Below are 16,462 nucleotides of genomic sequence, written 5' to 3'. Positions count from 1 at the left end.
TTCGGGCGCGGGCCCGGAATATTCGAAGTGGCTAGTAGCCTGTATCGCCCAATGTGGCGAGCGTTAGGCGCAGTTGTACGGAGTCGTTGGGGCGAAATTTCACACCCTCCGGCGTATTCACGTACTGGTTCTCGCGTTGATAGATCACGTCGATGCGCAGGCAATCGTCGCGCCAGACCAGTCCGATGTCGCGGCGGCGCCACTCGCCATTCTCCACATCACGGGAGCCGACGAAAGAGACGCCCCACTTCTTGGTGGCGAAGAACTCGCTGTAAACGTCGAAGTTCTCTTGCTCCAAGCCGTTGATGTCCAGCGCGTCGCGCAGGTAGCGGACGACCGTGTAGCCACGCTTGTGGCTGACGTCAGCGCCGGCCTCCAATCGCCGGATCGCGAAGGTGTCGTTGTCCAGGCGCGAACGGGTGAACAGCGAAACGCCCGGAACCGGCTTGGCGCTGGCCGAAACCACCCAGTCCGACGCCTTGTGCTGCAGGCCGGTGCGGGGCGGGAACAGATCGTCGCGTTCCGTGCGGAAGCTGCGGCCGACCAGCAGGGTCGCTTCGCGCCCGTCATCCATCGAAATCCGGGCGCGTCCGCCGGCGTTCAAACGCTGGCCGCCTTCGTAGAGGTCGAAACCGGGCGACTTGTTGGCGCGGAACAGGTTGTTCTCGTCGAATTCGAAAGCGAGGCTGTCTTCGTTCGGAATGCGCGGATCCAGGTCGCTGTCCGGCGAGATGGCGACCTGCGCCACCGGCTCCAGGACGATGGAGCCGTTCTCGAGACGCTTGAAGAACGGCCAGCTGATGTCGGCGCCGACAACGCCGAGGCCACGGGTGATGGTGTCGGAGCCCGACACGCCGGGCAGGTCCGAGACATTGTAGGTGTCAAAGCGCGTCTGCACGAAGGGCGACACGCGGATGCCGCTGGTCAGGGTGAAGTCGCGGCGCCAGCTGGCCTCCCCGGTGGCGCGACGGCTGTCGACGCCGGCGGGACGGGGATTTTCCGGCGTCGGAAGAATGGTGGTGGTTGGAGCTTGGTCGCGGTTCAGCACCACGCCGCTGGCGCGGACCCGCAGACGACCGCCCAACACGGCGCTTTCCGGCTCCCAGCGCGCCTCAACCAGCGGGGCGACCGTCGGGAAGGTCCGGTTGTTGTCCTCAAGCCGCAAGCCCTGGACGCTGACGGCGGCGATGGACAGGTAGGAGCGCGAATCCTGACGGATCGCGTAGATCTGCGACATCAGCCGGCGGTCATCCGGCGTGAACAGGGCGCGCTGTTCGTAGACGCTGTCGACGCTGTAGTTGTCGAACAGGAAGTCATCCGAGGTGCGCTCGGCGGCGAAGCCCCAGTCCCACTTGTCGTCGATCTCGAACTTGCCCTTGGCCAGCAGATAGCTGCGATGGGTCCGTTCGCCGAACCGCTCGCCGTTGCCGTCGATGTCACGTTCGTAGGTGTAGCCGGCGCGGGCTTCCAGATAACCGGAGTAGAAGCGCTTGCGGTAGGTCAGGTTCAGGAACGGGTTCACATCCGCATTGAACTGCGGGCTGAGGACCACTTCCGAAGACGGCGAAAGGACCTGAAGGTAGGGCTGCTCGTACGAGAAGCCGCGGCGGCGCGTGACTTCGATCTTGGGCGGCAGGAAGCCGGAGCGGCGGCCAGCCTGCGGGTCGGCGTGCCAGAACACCGGCAGGTAGGCGACCGGAACGCCCCACATCTCGATGACGGCGTTCTGGTAGTAGACGAGCTGCTTGGTCTTGTCCTGAACGACCTTGGACGCCTTGATCTGCCAGGTCGGCGACCCGTCGCCCCCTTCTTCGGCGCAGACCGGGCAGGGCGTGTAGACCGCGCGGGACAGCTCGTTGACGTTCTCGTTGCGGCGGATCGCTGCGTCCGCGGCGATCTTGATGTTCGGCTCCGAGCGCATGGAGAACCCGCGCGCGAAACCGGCCGACATGTCCTCATCCAGGGTCAGTTCGTCGGCGAACTGGGTGGAGCCGTCGGCATTGACCAGGACGATGTTGCCCTTGGCCGTGACGATCTTGGTGCCCTGATTATAGACGACCTCCTCAGCGCGCAGGGTGCGGCCGTTGCGGCGGGCCTCCACCTGACCTCGGGCGGTGATGGTGTCGTTCTTATCGTCCCGGATGACCATGTCGGCCTCCAGGTAGAATCCGTCCTCGCCCAGGCCGTCCGTGACGGGGGCGGGAGCCGGCGCAGGCTCGGGCAGGGGCGTGAGCGTCTGTGCGCCTGCGGACCCGCCGGCGATCAGAAGCGCGAACGCGGCCGCGCCGCCAAGCAGCGCCTTCTGGCTGGAACTCATATGGACCCATCCTCCACGGGCGGACTCTTGGTGCAACGGGGCCACGAACTCAACCGTCCTCGGTATAAGAAAGCAGAATGACGCCCGCCAGAAGCGCCAGGGCCGGGGGTGTCCAGGCCGCCGCGAAGGGTGGGATGATTCCCGCCCGCCCCATCGCGCCGCACACTTCGTTGAAGAAGAAGAAGGCGAAACCAAGGGCGACGCCCGATCCGGCGAGCCCGGCCAAGCCGCCGAGGCGCATCAGGCGCAGCGAAAAGGCGGCTGCGAGAACCGACATGGCCGCGAAAAGCAGCGGCGTCGCCAGCAATTGGTGCAGGCGCAGTTCATAGGGCGTGGTCGAGAAGCCGGCGCGCTTCGTCTCGATGATCGTCTTGGGCAGTCGCCAGAAGGCCACCGCTTGCGGCGTGCCGAACCGCAGGGCCGCCTGGGCAGGGTCCAGCGTCGACGGAATGGTGAGGTTCTCCGAGCGGATGGAGCCGGCGCCCGGCGTCGCCTCGCGCACGTTGTTGAGCTGCCAGTAACCGGGCATTAGCTGGGCGCGCTCGGCCTCAACGCGGCGGGTGAAGCGCATCACGCCCTCGCGATCGCGGCTGTAGATGAACAACGACACCCCCCGCAGGACCATGGCGCCGTCCTCCCGCTCGCGGGACCGGGCGCGGATCACCACCTGGGTGTCGGCGTCGCCCTGGCGCAGCCAGTTCGGCTTGGGCGCGGTGTTGAGGTAGTTGTCCATCAACTGCGAGCGAATGTCTTCAAACTTGCCGGCCAGCATGGCCGCGCCGGGGTTCAGCGTGGTGACGGTCAGCACGCCGATGACGAAAGCGGCCGCCGCTGCCGGCAGAATGAACCGCCAGGCGGAGATGCCGGCTGCCCGCATGGCCACCAGCTCGCTGCGCCGGTTCAGGCCCACGAAGGCGCCGAGCGTCCCGAACAGGAAGACGAAGGGCGTCAGAACCAGGATCGTCGCCGGCGCGCGCAGCAGGGTCAGGCCGACCATCTGCAGGAAGTTGACGTCGGTGCGCGTGCCGACCTCCCGCGAGACGTCCACGAAGTCGATCAGCAGCACGACGGCCGCGAAGATGGCGGTCGCCACCCCAAGCGCCTTCAACGTCCGGGTCAGGACGTAGCGCTCGATCCGTCCGGTCAGGATCATGTGGAGGCCTCGCCGAACAGGTTGCGGGAGCCTCGATGGTGCTCGATGGAGATGAAGCGGCGGACGCGCTGGCGGAACAGCTGCTGCGTCGCCCAGGCGATCATCATCAGCGGGATCAGGTACTGCACGATGTTCAGCAGAGGCTCGTCGGCGCAGGCGGCCTGAACAGCGAAGCCGATGATGCGGCCCAGCGATGCGCCCGCCGCCACCAAGGCGATCCGTTTGCCATAGCCGGCGCGGTTGAACGACCCGGCGATCACCGCCGCCAGGGCCATCATCATGAAGGCGATGTTGTAGAGCGGCGAGGACAGGCGGAAGTGAGCCTCCGCCAACATCTTGTCTCGGTTTCGCTGCTCCCAGGCCTGCTGCAGGTCGGGGAAGAACAGCTCGTGCAGATAGCGGTCCGAGATCTTGTAATGGACCAGGCTGTCGCGATCGAGGAAGCCGCGCAGGTCGAAGGTGTACTCGTCAAAGGACAGGTAGTTCAGCACGCCGTCAGGCGAGAACTCCTGGTTCGAGCCCTGACGCATGATCAGGACCGGCGTCTGATCCAGCTTGCCCAGCCGGCCTTCGCGGGCGGTGTAGGTGACGGAGCCGCCATTGTCCTTCTGCTGATGCACGAACAGGTCGTGGATCAGGCCGTCGCGGTCGACCTGGCGGGCATAGACCGTCAGGCCGGGAGACGGCTCCGAGAACTCACCTTCGCGCACCAGGGTGGTGACCAGGTCGCCCTGAACGGAAAACAGAATCTCGCGCATGGTCCGCTGGGCCCAGGGCTGGACCCACAGGTTCAGCACCAGGGCGAGGATCGCCGCGAAGATCGAAATGCGGATCGCCGGCGAGATCACCCGCCACCGACTCATGCCGCCAGCGAAGCAGACGACGATCTCCTGTTCGGTGTGCAGGCGGTTCAGGGAGACCAGCGCGCCCACGAACACCGCCACCGGCAGGATCAGATTGAACAGCTGCGGCAGGGCCAGGGCGGTGAGGCCCGCGAACAAAAGCGCCGTCTGGCCTTGCTCCACGATGATGTCGAGTCCGCGCAGACTCTGGCTGAGCACGGCGACGCCCGTGAGCGCCGTCGCCGCCAGGACCAGGGGTCCGAGCAACTGACGGAAGAGATAGCGCTCGATTAGACGCATGTGGCGGGGCGGCTTTTGCTGTTCTGTCCCGCAATGGGAAGGACCGTTCTATACGCCGCCGCAGCGCGGAGACAACTGCATCGCTTTCCTTGCTGTGCGGCTTGGACTATGCCGCGAGACATCCAGTCTTCGTCTGCGAGCAGGAGTTTCCGATGCGGATCGAGTTTGCGCCCCTCAACACGGCTGTCACCGGCGCGAGCGTCATCGCCGCCGTGGCCTTCGAAGGCGGCGCGTTGTCTGCCGAGGCGCAGGCGCTTGACGCCCAGACCGGCGGGGCGCTCGCTCGCGCCGTGGCCGCGGGTCGCTTCACGGGCGGCAAGGGGCAGACGGTCGAGCTGCTGGCCCCGTCGGGCGTCGAGGCCGGCCGGCTGCTGCTGGTCGGCGCCGGCGCTGCTCCGGGTGACGCCGAGAACCTCGCCGCCCAAGCCTACAAGGCCGTCAGCGCCAGCGGCGCCAAGGAACTTGTGATCCGCACCGGCGGCGACGCCGAGGCCGCCGCCAAGGCCGCTTTCGGCGCCAGCCTGGCCGCCTACCGCTTCGACCGCTACCGCACGACCGAAAAGGCCGAGAAAAAGCCCTCCATCGAGGTGGTGAAGATCGAGACCGCCGATGTCGCCGCGGCCCAGAAGGCGTTCGAGCCGTTGTCCGCCCTGGCTGACGCGGTGATCTTCAGCCGCGATCTGGTTTCCGAGCCGGCCAACATCCTGCACCCGGAAGAGTTCGCCGCCCGCGTGAAGGGCCTGGAGAAGCTTGGCCTGACGGTCGAGATTCTCGGCGAGGCCGAGATGAGCAAGCTGGGCATGGGCAGCCTGCTGGGCGTGGGCCAGGGCAGCCGCCGCGAAAGCCAGCTGGTCGTGGTTCAGTGGAAGGGCGGCGGCGACGCTCAGCCCGTGGCCTTCGTCGGCAAGGGCGTTTGCTTCGACACCGGCGGCATCAGCCTGAAGCCCGCCGATGGCATGGAAGACATGAAGTGGGACATGGGCGGCGCGGCCGCCGTGGCCGGCCTCATGCACGTGCTGGCGGGCCGCAAGGCCAAGGTGAACGCGGTCGGCATTCTCGGCCTGGTCGAGAACATGCCGGACGGGAACGCCCAGCGCCCGGGTGACGTGGTCACCTCCATGTCGGGCCAGACCATCGAAGTCATCAACACCGACGCCGAAGGCCGCCTCGTGCTGGCCGACGCCCTCTGGTACTGCCAGGACCGCTTCAAGCCGCAGTTCATGGTCGATCTGGCCACCCTGACCGGCGCGATCATCATCGCCCTGGGCAATGACTACGCCGGGCTGTTCAGCAACAACGACGAACTGTCGGCCAACCTGCTGGCCGCCGGCGAGGCGGAGAACGAGCTGCTGTGGCGCATGCCGCTGCCGGCCGCCTACGAGAAGCAGATCGAAAGCCCGATCGCCGACATGAAGAACGTCGGCGGCCGTCCGGCGGGCTCGGCCACCGCCGCCCTGTTCCTGCAGAAGTACGTCAACGGCCTGCCGTGGGCGCACCTGGATATCGCCGGCGTGGCCTGGAAGAAGCCCTCGACAAACCCGACCATCCCGGATGGCGGCGTCGGCTTCGGCGTGCGCCTGCTGAACCGCATGGTCGCCGACAAGTACGAAGGCTAAGCTTCCGGCGAAGAGGAGCCCCATGGCCCAGCCGTGCGAAGTCTGGTTCTACCACCTCGAGCGCAGCACCCTTGATCAGGTGTTGCCCGAGCTGCTGGAAAAGACCCTGCAGCGCGGCTGGAAGGCCCTGGTCCGCACGCCGGATGCGGACCGGGTCGAGCACCTGGACGGCTGGCTATGGAGCTGGCGCGAGGACAGCTTCATCGGCCATGGGACCGATCACGAACCGTTCGCCGAGCGTCAGCCGGTGCTGTTGAGCAACAAGCTGGACAACCCGAACGGCGCGGAGGCGTTGTTCCTGCTGGATGGCGCCGAGCCGGGAGACCTTTCCGGCCACGCCCGCTGCATCCTGTTGTTCGACGGCCGCGACGATGCGGCCCTGGCGACGGCGCGCGGGCGGTGGAAGGGTTTCAAGGACGCGGGACACCCCGTGTCCTACTGGCGGCAGGGCGCGGAAAGAGGCTGGGAGAAGCAGGCATGAAGCGGATCATCTTGGCGACGACGGCGGCCTTCGTGCTGGCCGCGGCCTGCACCACCACGCCCGAGCCGGCTCCGCCGCCGCCGCCGGAAACGCCGACCGCGCCGGCCGACGCAATCCTGCCGCCGCCCCCGCCCAAGCCGAAGGACACCTGCGGCGCGGACGAGCTGCAGTACCTGATCGGCAAGAAAAAGACCGAGATCCCGGTCCCTAACGATCCTTCACGTCGCCGCGTGACCTGCACCACGTGCCCGGTCACCATGGATTTCCGCGAGGACCGAGTGAATATCCTGTTCGACGCCGATACCGGTGTGATCAAGGAAGTGAAGTGCGGCTGACGCACTTCACCCGGCGCTAGGCGTTCTCGATCGCCGCCAGTTGCTCGGCCAGGTCCATCCAGACGGCTTCGGCGTCATCGACCTGGCCCTGGATCTTCTCGCGCTTCTTGCCCAGTTCAGCGGCCTTGGCGGCGTCCTTCACATAGATCTGCGGATCGGCGAGCACCTCGTCGATCTCGGCCAACTGCTTGGTGACGCGCGTCAGGGTGATCTCGGCGGCCTCCAGCTTGCGCTTCAGAGGGCCGGCCTGAGCCGGATTGATGCGTGGCGCGGGCGGGGGTGGCGGCGCGGAGGGGGCCGCCTGCTCCTCCACCTGACGCGGGGCGCGCAGGGCGGCGCGGGCGCGCTCCATCACATACTTGGCGTAATCCTCCATGTCGCCGTCGAACGGCTTCACCGTGCCGTCGGCGGCTAGCCACAGGCGGTCAGCCACCAGCTCCATCAGCGAGCGGTCGTGGGTGATCAGGATCACAGCGCCCTCATAGTCGTTGAGGGCGTCCAGCAGGGCGCGGCGGCTGTCGATGTCCAGGTGGTTGGTCGGTTCGTCGAGGATCAGCATGTGCGGAGCCTCCATCGCCACAAGGTTCAGCAGCAGGCGGGCCCGCTCGCCGCCCGACAGATTGGCGACGGTGGTGTCTTGCTTGTCGAAACCGAGGCCGAACTGGGCCAGACGCGAGCGGCGGCTGCTTTCCGACGCTTCGGGCATGGCGCGGCGGATGATCTCCAGCGGCGTGTCGGTGGGATCGAGCGCTTCGATCTGATGCTGGTGGAACCAGCCTACCTTCATCTTCCGGTCGCGATGGAATTCGCCGCTCTTCACTTCGAGCGCGCCGGCGATCAGCTTGGCGAAGGTCGACTTGCCGGCCCCGTTAACGCCCAACAGGCCGATCCGGTCGTCCAGGTCCATGCGCAGGTTCAGATTGCGCAGCACCACGTGGTCGCCATAGCCCACATTGGCCTTCTCCAGCCGGATCAGCGGCGGGGGCAGGGGGCGTTGCGGCGATGGCAGGGTGAAGGGAGCGACGTGTTCGCCCTTCACCGCGCTGACCGGCGGCAGCTTGGCGATCATCTTCAGGCGTGACTGGGCCTGGGTGGCCTTGGACGCCTTGGCGCGGAAGCGGTCGACGAAAGACTGCAGGTGGGCGCGCTGGGCTTCGATCTTGACGCGGTTCGCCTCCTGAAGGCGCTCCTTCTCGGCGCGGCGGCTTTCATAGTCGTCGTAACCGCCGGTGTAGAGCTCCAGCTTGCCGTCGCGCAGGTGCAGGATGTAGCCCACCGAGTTGTTCAGCAGTTCGCGGTCGTGGCTGATGACCAGGGCGGTGTGCGGATACTTCTTCAGCCGCTGCTCAAGCCACAGCGCGCCTTCCAGATCGAGATAGTTGGTCGGTTCGTCGAGCAACATGACGTCCGGCTCGGAGAACAGCGCCGCCGCCAGGGCGACACGCATCCGCCAGCCGCCCGAGAATTCGGCCATGGTCCGAGTCAGGTCGGCCTGGGTGAAGCCGAGGCCGATGAGGATTTCAGCGGCGCGGCTTGGCGCCGCATCGGCGTCGATCTCGATCAGGCGGCCGTAGATTTCGCCCAGCTCTTCCGGCGGCGCGGTCTCCAGGCGGCGGGTGAGGGTCTCACGTTCCTCGTCGGCGGCCAGGACGGTGTCGATCAGCGTGATCGGCGTGGCCGGGTGCTCCTGGTCCACCGAGGTCAGGCGGGCGTTGCGCGGCAAGGCGATTTCGCCGCCGCCCGGCGTCAATTGCCCCTGGATCAGCTTGAACAGGGTCGACTTGCCCACGCCGTTGCGGCCGACCAGACCGACCTTGGCGCCCGGCGGGATCATGACGGTGGCGTTCTCGAAGAACCGCCGCCCCCAGGCGTCGAAAGTGAGGTCGTTGATCTGAAGCATTAAACTGATAGCCGAGGGAGGTTGGCGCGGGCGCGGCCCGCCGCTATAAGCCCGCAACCTCCCAATCCACAACTCAACTAACGAGATTTCGGAAAATGACCGAACGCACTTTCTCGATCATCAAGCCGGACGCCACGCGTCGCAACCTGACCGGCGAGATCAACGCCGTGATCGAAAAGGCCGGCCTGCGCATCGTCGCCCAGCGCCGCGTCCACCTGACCGAGGCGCAAGCCAAGAAGTTCTACGAAGTTCACGCCGAGCGTCCGTTCTACGGCGAACTGGTCGGCCAGATGACCGCTGAGCCGGTCGTCGTCCAGGTTCTGGAAGGCGAGAACGCCGTGGCCCGCTACCGCGAAGTCATGGGCGCCACCAACCCGGAACAAGCGGCCGAAGGCACCATCCGCAAGCTGTTCGCCCTGTCGATCGGCGAAAACTCGGTCCACGGCTCGGACAGCCTGGACAACGCCAAGATCGAGATCGCCCAGTTCTTCACCGACGACCAGATCGTCGGCTAAGCTTCGGGCAAGCTTGAGCTTTTGAACGGCCGGGGCGGCGACGTCCCGGCCGTTTTCTTATGGGCGCATGTCGGAACCCCGACGCAGGCGGTCCCGTTGGAAGGACATCCCCCGCAAGAAGGAGTCCTCTCCATGTCCCCGATTCTAAAATTCGCTCCGCTGGTCGGCGCCGGTCTGCTTCTGGCCGCCTGCGGCACCACGGTCACTGAACGCGCCGCCACGGGCGCCCTGGGCGGCGCTGCGGTTGGCGGTGTTGTGGGCGGCGGCAATGGCGCGCTGGCCGGTGCGGCCATCGGCGGCGTCGCCGGCGCGGCGACCACCAACTGCCGCAATACGAACCGCTGCTAGGCGGCTAGGGTCCGGCAGAATTCGGACAGCGCCCTTGGGTAGAGCTGGTGCTCGGCGACGAGCACCCGCTCGCTCAGGGCTTCCGCGTCGTCTCCCGGCAGAATCGGGACACGCGCCTGGGCCACGATCGGCCCTTCATCCACACCCACCGTCACCAGATGCACCGTGCAGCCAGCCTCGGCATGCCGGGCCTCGATGGCGCGGTTGTGGGTGTCCAGCCCCGGGAACAGGGGCAGCAGGGAGGGGTGGATGTTCAGCATCCGGCCCGCCCAGGTCTCCACCAGGAACGGCGTCAGCACGCGCATGTAGCCGGCCAGGGCGATGACCTGGACACCAGCCTTGCGCAGTTCGGCGTCCAGGGCGCGCTCATGCGCTTCGCGATCGCCGGCGAAGAGCTTCTGATCGACCGCTACGGCCGTGATCCCCGCCAGGCGTGCGGTCTCCAACCCGCCGGCGTCCGGCTTGTTGGAGAGCACCAGAACGATCTCATACGGGCAGTCGGACGCCCTGGAGGCCTCGATGAGCGCCTCCATGTTCGATCCCCGGCCGGAGATCAGAACGCCGACACGGACCTTCATCAGGCGGCCGCGAGCTCGCCGCAGATGAAGGCGTCTTCGCCGGCGTTCAGCAGGGCGGCCAGAACCGGCTCCGCATCGGCGGGCGAGCAGATCAGCATGAAGCCGACGCCGCAGTTGAAGGTGCGGCGCAGTTCGTGATCGGCCACACCGCCGGCTTCCTGCAGCCAGGCGAACACCGGGGGCAGGGCCCAGGCGTTCCAGTCGATTTTGGCGACCAGGCCTTCGGCGATGGCGCGAGGCGGGTTTTCGATCAGGCCGCCGCCGGTGATATGCGCGCCGCCCTTGACGCGGCCGGCCTGCAGCAGGGGCAGGACCGACTTCACATAGATGCGGGTCGGGGCCATCAGGGCCTCGGCCAGGGTCTTGCCTTCGGCGAACGGAGCGGGGGCGTCCCAGGCGAGGCCGGAGCGCTCGACGATCTTACGAACCAGCGAGTAGCCGTTGGAGTGCGGGCCCGAGGAGCCGATGCCGATCAGCACGTCGCCGGCGCGCTGGGCGTCCAGCTTGGGCAGCACGTCGTCGCGGTCCACTGCGCCGACCGTGAAGCCGGCCAGGTCGTATTCGCCGTCGGCGTACATGTCGGGCATTTCGGCGGTTTCGCCGCCCACCAGGGCCGCGCCGGCCAGCTTGCAGCCCTCGGCGATGCCGGCGACCACGCGCTTGGCGATCTCCACGTCCAGCTTTCCGGTGGCGAAGTAGTCCAGGAACATCAGCGGCTCGGCGCCCTGAGCCAGCAGGTCGTTGACGCACATGGCCACCAGGTCGATGCCGACCGTGTCGTGCAGGCCGCTGTCGATGGCGATCTTCAGCTTGGTGCCGACGCCGTCGGTGGTCGAGACGATCAGCGGATCGTCGTAGCCGGCCGCCTTCAGGTCGAAGAGCGCGCCGAATCCGCCCAGCCCGGCGTCCGCACCGGGGCGGCGGGTGGCCTTAGCCAGGGGCTTGATGGCCTCGACCAGAGCATTGCCTGCGTCGATGTCGACGCCCGCCTGGGCGTAGGTGAGTCCGTTCGGACGGTCGGTCATGCTGTGCGCGCCTTGCCTTCGTATGACGAGATTTCGCCGTACTTTGCCGTTTGAGCCCTTGCAGACTCCTCGCGCGGGGCTATAGCGGCTCGATGCAGCCCATTACAACCACCGCCGCGCTGTCGGCGTTCTGCAATCAGATCAAAGGCCAGCCCTTCGTCGCCGTGGACACCGAGTTCATGCGTGAGACGACCTATTGGCCGAAGCTCTGCCTTATCCAGGCCGCGACGCCCGATATCGAGGCGGTGATCGATCCGTTGGCCGATGGGATCGACCTGACCCCGTTCCTGGACATCCTGCGGGACGAGAGCATCTTGAAGGTGTTCCACGCCGCCCGTCAGGACGTGGAGATCTTCAACAACCTGGACGCCATGCCGCGGCCGCTGTTCGACACCCAGATCGCCGGCATGGCGGCGGGGTTTGGCGAGCAGATCGCCTATGACGCCCTGGTCCGCCAGATGCTGAAGATCGAGCTGGACAAGTCCAGCCGCTTCACCGACTGGGCCCGCCGGCCGCTGACCGACGCCCAGCTGACCTATGCCGTGGCCGATGTGACGCACCTGGCGGCGCTGTTCCCCATGCTGCGCGAGCGTCTGCAGAAGGCCGGCCGCCTGGCCTGGGTCGAGGAGGAGATGGCTGCCGTCACGGATCCGGCCGCCTATGACGTCGATCCGGAAAAGGCCTGGCGCCGCCTGAAGCCGCGCAAAACCCAGGCGAAGTACCTGGCCGTGTTCCGCGCCGTGGCCGCCTGGCGCGAGCGGACCGCCCAGACCCGCGACCAGCCGCGCGGCCGCATCCTGAAGGATGACGCCATCGACGAGCTGGCCGCCCAGGCCCCGACCGATGCGGCGGGCCTGGACCGCCTGCGTGGCGTGCCCAAGGGCTTCTCCGGCTCCAAGTTCGGTCCAGACCTGCTGGCGGCGATCAAGACCGCCCTGCAGGACCCGGAAGGCTACGCCCCGGTGATCGAACGCGGCCCGCCTCCGCCGCAGAATGCCGGCGCCGTGGTCGAGCTGCTGAAGGTGCTGCTGAAGGCGCGGGCCGAGGACGCCGGCGTGGCGTCCAAGCTGATCGCCACGGTCTCGGACCTGGACAAGATCGCCGCCGACGATGACGCGGACACCCCGGCCCTGAAAGGCTGGCGCTATGACGCGTTCGGGGCGGACGCCCTGAAACTGAAGCGCGGCGAGCTGGCCCTGGTGCTGGACGGCGCGCGGGTGCGGGTCGTCGAGGTCCGCCGGGCCCCGAAGGCTAGCTGATCTGAAGCTTGAGGCCGAGGACCTGAGCCAGGGTCCCGGCCCGCTTCGCCGTCTGCTCGCCGAGCAGCATGTCCGCCCAGCCTTGTTCGGCGCTGAGGCGGACCAATCCCTTGTCGATCGTCAGGCGCGAGCGTGCCAGCAGGGGCGCGCTGCGGCCTGAAAGGTCGCTGCCGAGCCGGATAGCCGCGCCCAGGGCGCGCGCCCGGCGGGTGCGCTCCGGCGACAGGATGCGGGCAAGGGTTTCCGGCTCCGGCGGATTGAAGGTTCCGCTGTGACGCGCGTAGGACGCCGCCGCCAGGAAGCCTCGCTCGGCGTGATTCATGCCCGCGATCGGCGCGCGCAGCACCTGTTCGAAAACGAGATCCGCCCGGTGATCGGGGTGCAGCCGCGCACCGAGATTGGCCAGCCGGCAGGCGGCCGCCAGAAGAACCGGGTCCCGGTCGCCGAACAGCGGGGGCAGGGTTGCGAAGGCCGGCGTGACCCAGGCCTCCAGCGCCGCTTCCAGGGTGTCGTCGAAATCGTGGACGCCCAAGGTGGCGCAGCCCTCGACCAGTGGGTCCAACATGCGGACCTTGGGCGGCATGGCCTCGAACAGCAGGCCCTCGCGCAGCCCGAAGGCGGACAGGGCCACGGTCTGAAGGTTCAGCTTCTCGATCAGCGCTTCGAGCACCACCGCCGCATAGGGCATGGTTTCGGCGCGCTTCTTGGAGACGCCGGGAATGCGCTCAAGCGACTCTTTGGACTGGCTGGCCACGAAACGGGCGGCCTCCAGCGCCTCGGCGCGGTTCATTTCGTACTGATGGACGAGCTGCAGCGGGTAGCCGCTCATCCGCATGTGCATGAGGGCCAGGTTGCGCCAGGCCCCGCCCACAGCGTGGAAATCTGCGGCCTTGAAGCGCTTGGCCACGGGGGACAGGGCGGCGTCGACCGCCTTGCGCACCCGACCGTGATCGAAGCTCTGGGTCAGGCCCAGGGAGAAGGGGCCCAGCGGCAATGTGATCGCATCACCGGCCCCGGTGGCGGCCAGGCGGGTCAGCTCCAGGCTGGCCCCGCCCAGATCGCCGACCACGCCCTGTGAGGTGGGATCGCCGGCCAGAACGCCGAGGGCGGCGTAACGGCCTTCCTCCTCGCCCGAGAGCAAGCGGACGGTGAAGTCAGCCTCCGCCTTGATGCGGCGCAAAAACTCCTGGCCGTCGGTGGCGTCGCGGACGGCGGCGGTGGCGGCCACGAAGGTCTGGGCCGGCTTCACGGCGTCCAGCACTGCGCGGAAGCGGCGGATGGCGGCCAGGGCGGCGGCGGAGCCTTCCGGAGACAGCTTGCCGGTGACGGCGAGGTCACGGCCCAGGCCTGCCAGGACCTTTTCGTTGAAGATCGTCCAGATCGCCCGGCCCTCCAGCCGGTACAGCACCAAGCGGACCGAGTTGGAGCCGATGTCGATGACGGCGGCGTCCTGGGACACGGCCCCGGTCGCCGTGCGGCGCGAGGCGGGCGTCAGCCAGTTTTCCCGAAAGCTACGGGTCGTCAGCACGAAGAGCTCCTGGCCTCGCCGGGGAGGGCGATCCTAGAGACGCGTTTAGCCGCGCGGGCCCACGTGGTCAAAGGCTCGCGGCATGTCCTTCACACGCGCCCCCCGGCCGGACAGGCTGGGGTTGGTCATGAAGTAATCATGAGCGGAGAAGGCGCCCTTGTGGTTCCAGGCCGGATCGCGGGCGTACTCGCCCTCGGCGTCGAGGCGCCAGGACTGCGCCTCGTCGTTGAGGTTGGCGACCATGATCTGGTTGAGCACCTGTTGATGCACGGTCGGGTTCTCGATCGGCACCAGGCTTTCCACCCGCCGGTCGAGGTTGCGCTGCATCCAGTCGGCCGACGAGATGAAGACCCGCGTATGCGCGCTGGGCATGGGGTGGCCGTTGGCGAAGGCGACGACCCGGGCGTGCTCCAGGAAGCGGCCGACGATGCTCTTGACCCGGATGTTCTCGGACAGGCCCTTGATGCCGGGGCGCAGGCAGCAGATGCCGCGGATGACCAGGTCGATCTCCACGCCCGCCTGGCTGGCGGCGTAGAGGGCGTCGATCACCATGGAGTCGACCAGGCTGTTCAGCTTGGCCCAGATGGCGGCCGGCTTGCCGGCGCGGGCGTTTTCAGCCTCTCGCTCGATCATTTCGAGCAGATCGGTCTTCAGGGTGATCGGCGAGAAGGACAGTTTCTCCAGCCGTTCGGGCCGGGCGTAGCCGGTGATGAAGTTGAACAGCAGGCCGGCGTCGCGCGCCATGGCCGGATCGGTCGTGAACAACGACAGGTCGGTGTAAACCTTGGCCGTCTGCGGGTGATAGTTGCCGGTGCCGAAGTGGCAGTAGGTGCGCAGGGTGTCGCCCTCGCGGCGGACCACGACGCTGACCTTGGCGTGGGTCTTGTATTCCATGAAGCCGAAGACGACATGGACGCCGGCGCGCTCCAGGTCCTTGGCCCACTTCAGGTTCGCTTCCTCGTCAAAGCGAGCCTTGATCTCCACGACCGCGGTGACGGACTTGCCGTTGTCCGCCGCCTCGATCAGGGCGGCGATGATCGGGCTGTCGGCGCTGGTGCGGTACAGGGTCTGTTTGATGGCCAGGACGTTGGGGTCACGGGCCGCCTGCTTCAGGAACTGGACGACGACGTCGAAGCTCTCGAACGGGTGGTGAACCAGGATGTCCTTCTCGCGGATGGCGGCGAAGCAGTCGCCGCCGTGGTCGCGGATCCGCTCGGGGAAGCGGGCCTGGAAGGGCGGGAATTTCAGTTCCGGCCGGTGGGAGGGGATGAGCTGGGTCATCTGGGCCAGGCCCAGCTTGCCGTCGACCAGCACGACGTCCTGCGGCTCGGCGCGCAGGCCTTCGATGATGAAGTCGCGCAGGTCCTGCGGCATGGCCGTCTGCAGCTTGGCGCGGACGACGGAGCCCAGGCGGCGCTTCTTCAGCCGCGCCTCGAACTCGCGCACCAGGTCTTCGGCTTCTTCCTCGATCTCCACGTCGCTGTCGCGGATCAAGCGGAACAGGCCGCGGCCCTCGACCTCGTAGCCGGGGAAGATGTGGTCGAGGAACAGGATGATCAGGGATTCGAGGGCGATGATCCGGCGCTCGCTCTTGCGCGAGCGGCTGGAGGCCTCGGTGAGCTGCCAGAAGCGCTCCACCTGGGCCGGGACGGGCACCAGAGCGTAGAGCGACTTGCCGTCGGCGGTGCGCTTCAGCTTCAGCGCCAGGCAGAAGCCCAGGTTCGGGATGAAGGGGAACGGGTGCGCCGGGTCGATGGCCAGGGGCGTCAGCACCGGGAAGATGCGCGAGAGGAAAATCTCCTCGGCCTTGGCGCGGTCTCGGGGCGTCACGTCCTTGGCGTCCAGAAGGGTCAGGTTCTCGGACGCCAGCTCGGCGCGGATCTGGCTCCAGATGGCCTGCTGATCGGCCATCAGCTCGGCGGCCGACTCGTTGATGGCGGCGAGCTGCTCCTGGGCGGTGAGGCCGTCCTGGCTGACAGTGCGCACGGCTTCGCGGACCTGGCCTTTCAGGCCGGCCACGCGAACCATGTAGAATTCGTCGAGGTTGCCCGCGGAGATGGCCAGGAAGCGCAGGCGCTCCAGCAACGGGTGGCGAGGGTTCTGGCTTTCCTCGAGCACCCGGCGGTTGAAGGCCAGCCAAGAAAGCTCGCGGTTGATGAAGCGTTCCGGCGACGCCAGCAAGGCCTCGTCGAGCGCCAGTTTGGGCTCGGTCGGGGCGGTCTGGATCACATCGGTCATGCTTGAACTTTCCTGGCGCGAACCGCG

14 protein-coding genes are annotated in these 16,462 nt (G+C 67.4%); 6 read left to right on the top strand and 8 right to left on the bottom strand.

What is annotated here, in order from left to right; all coding sequences use genetic code 11:
- Positions 1-31: 31 nt before the first annotated feature.
- From P7B02_RS12430 to lptF, 3 genes are read right to left on the bottom strand one after another with little or no spacing between them, the layout of a single operon-like run.
- Positions 32-2,317 carry an LPS-assembly protein LptD gene (locus P7B02_RS12430; protein WP_277786655.1) on the bottom strand — a complete coding sequence of 762 codons (2,286 nt, stop codon included), beginning with the start codon at positions 2,315-2,317 and terminating at the stop codon, positions 32-34.
- Between the two features lie 49 nt (positions 2,318-2,366).
- The gene (lptG, locus tag P7B02_RS12425; protein WP_277786654.1) at positions 2,367-3,470 is read right to left on the bottom strand and encodes an LPS export ABC transporter permease LptG; all 1,104 of its coding nucleotides are present in this window, start codon (positions 3,468-3,470) and stop codon (positions 2,367-2,369) included.
- On the bottom strand, positions 3,467-4,612 hold the full coding sequence (gene lptF / locus P7B02_RS12420; protein WP_277786653.1) for an LPS export ABC transporter permease LptF: 1,146 nt from the start codon (positions 4,610-4,612) through the stop codon (positions 3,467-3,469). The genes lptG and lptF overlap by 4 nt, the downstream gene beginning before the upstream one ends.
- A 152-nt stretch (positions 4,613-4,764) precedes the next feature.
- Between lptF and P7B02_RS12415 the strand changes: the two genes are divergently transcribed.
- The 3 genes from P7B02_RS12415 to P7B02_RS12405 are packed head-to-tail and all read left to right on the top strand — an operon-like array spanning position 4,765 to position 7,044.
- Complete coding sequence (locus P7B02_RS12415; RefSeq protein ID WP_277786652.1) at positions 4,765-6,228, top strand: leucyl aminopeptidase; 1,464 nt, start codon at positions 4,765-4,767, stop codon at positions 6,226-6,228.
- A 22-nt stretch (positions 6,229-6,250) separates the two neighbouring features.
- Positions 6,251-6,709, top strand: a complete 459-nt coding sequence (locus tag P7B02_RS12410; protein ID WP_277786651.1) for a DNA polymerase III subunit chi — start codon at positions 6,251-6,253, stop codon at positions 6,707-6,709.
- On the top strand, positions 6,706-7,044 hold the full coding sequence (locus P7B02_RS12405) for a peptidase inhibitor I78 (RefSeq protein ID WP_277786650.1): 339 nt from the start codon (positions 6,706-6,708) through the stop codon (positions 7,042-7,044). The genes P7B02_RS12410 and P7B02_RS12405 overlap by 4 nt, the downstream gene beginning before the upstream one ends.
- A gap of 16 nt (positions 7,045-7,060) precedes the next feature.
- Here the strand turns inward: P7B02_RS12405 and P7B02_RS12400 are convergent, their stop codons facing one another.
- Positions 7,061-8,944, bottom strand: a complete 1,884-nt coding sequence (locus P7B02_RS12400) for an ABC-F family ATP-binding cassette domain-containing protein (protein ID WP_277786649.1) — start codon at positions 8,942-8,944, stop codon at positions 7,061-7,063.
- A gap of 95 nt (positions 8,945-9,039) precedes the next feature.
- Between P7B02_RS12400 and ndk the strand changes: the two genes are divergently transcribed.
- Together ndk and P7B02_RS12390 are read left to right on the top strand one after the other, a co-directional pair.
- Positions 9,040-9,459: a nucleoside-diphosphate kinase gene (ndk, locus tag P7B02_RS12395; RefSeq protein WP_277786648.1), complete on the top strand. Its 420-nt coding sequence runs from the start codon at positions 9,040-9,042 to the stop codon at positions 9,457-9,459.
- A gap of 132 nt (positions 9,460-9,591) precedes the next feature.
- A complete protein-coding gene (locus tag P7B02_RS12390; RefSeq protein ID WP_277786647.1) occupies positions 9,592-9,807 on the top strand; it encodes a hypothetical protein in 216 nt (71 codons plus the stop codon).
- Here P7B02_RS12390 and purN read toward each other — a convergent pair.
- Both purN and purM read right to left on the bottom strand, forming a co-directional pair.
- A complete protein-coding gene (gene purN / locus P7B02_RS12385) occupies positions 9,804-10,385 on the bottom strand; it encodes a phosphoribosylglycinamide formyltransferase (protein WP_277786646.1) in 582 nt (193 codons plus the stop codon). The two genes, P7B02_RS12390 and purN, sit on opposite strands and share 4 nt — an antisense overlap.
- Positions 10,385-11,410 carry a phosphoribosylformylglycinamidine cyclo-ligase gene (gene purM / locus P7B02_RS12380; protein ID WP_277786645.1) on the bottom strand — a complete coding sequence of 342 codons (1,026 nt, stop codon included), beginning with the start codon at positions 11,408-11,410 and terminating at the stop codon, positions 10,385-10,387. The genes purN and purM overlap by 1 nt, the downstream gene beginning before the upstream one ends.
- 92 nt (positions 11,411-11,502) lie before the next feature.
- On the opposite strand from purM, the gene rnd reads away from it, so the two are divergent.
- Positions 11,503-12,669 (top strand): ribonuclease D, encoded by a 1,167-nt coding sequence (rnd, locus tag P7B02_RS12375; RefSeq protein WP_277786644.1) that lies wholly within the window; start codon positions 11,503-11,505, stop codon positions 12,667-12,669.
- On the opposite strand, the gene P7B02_RS12370 is transcribed toward rnd, so the two are convergent.
- Together P7B02_RS12370 and P7B02_RS12365 are read right to left on the bottom strand one after the other, a co-directional pair.
- Entirely contained in the window at positions 12,662-14,128 is a 1,467-nt protein-coding gene (locus P7B02_RS12370) for a Ppx/GppA phosphatase family protein (RefSeq protein ID WP_277786707.1), read from the bottom strand. The two genes, rnd and P7B02_RS12370, sit on opposite strands and share 8 nt — an antisense overlap.
- A 114-nt stretch (positions 14,129-14,242) precedes the next feature.
- Entirely contained in the window at positions 14,243-16,435 is a 2,193-nt protein-coding gene (locus P7B02_RS12365) for an RNA degradosome polyphosphate kinase (RefSeq protein WP_277786643.1), read from the bottom strand.
- Positions 16,436-16,462: the final 27 nt, after the last annotated feature.

The sequence above is a fragment of the Caulobacter segnis genome (assembly GCF_029543125.1).
Taxonomy (GTDB): Bacteria; Pseudomonadota; Alphaproteobacteria; order Caulobacterales; family Caulobacteraceae; genus Caulobacter; species Caulobacter segnis_D.
The sequence above is the reverse complement of the archived record's forward strand: the minus strand, read 5'-3'. Positions and strand labels throughout refer to the sequence as shown.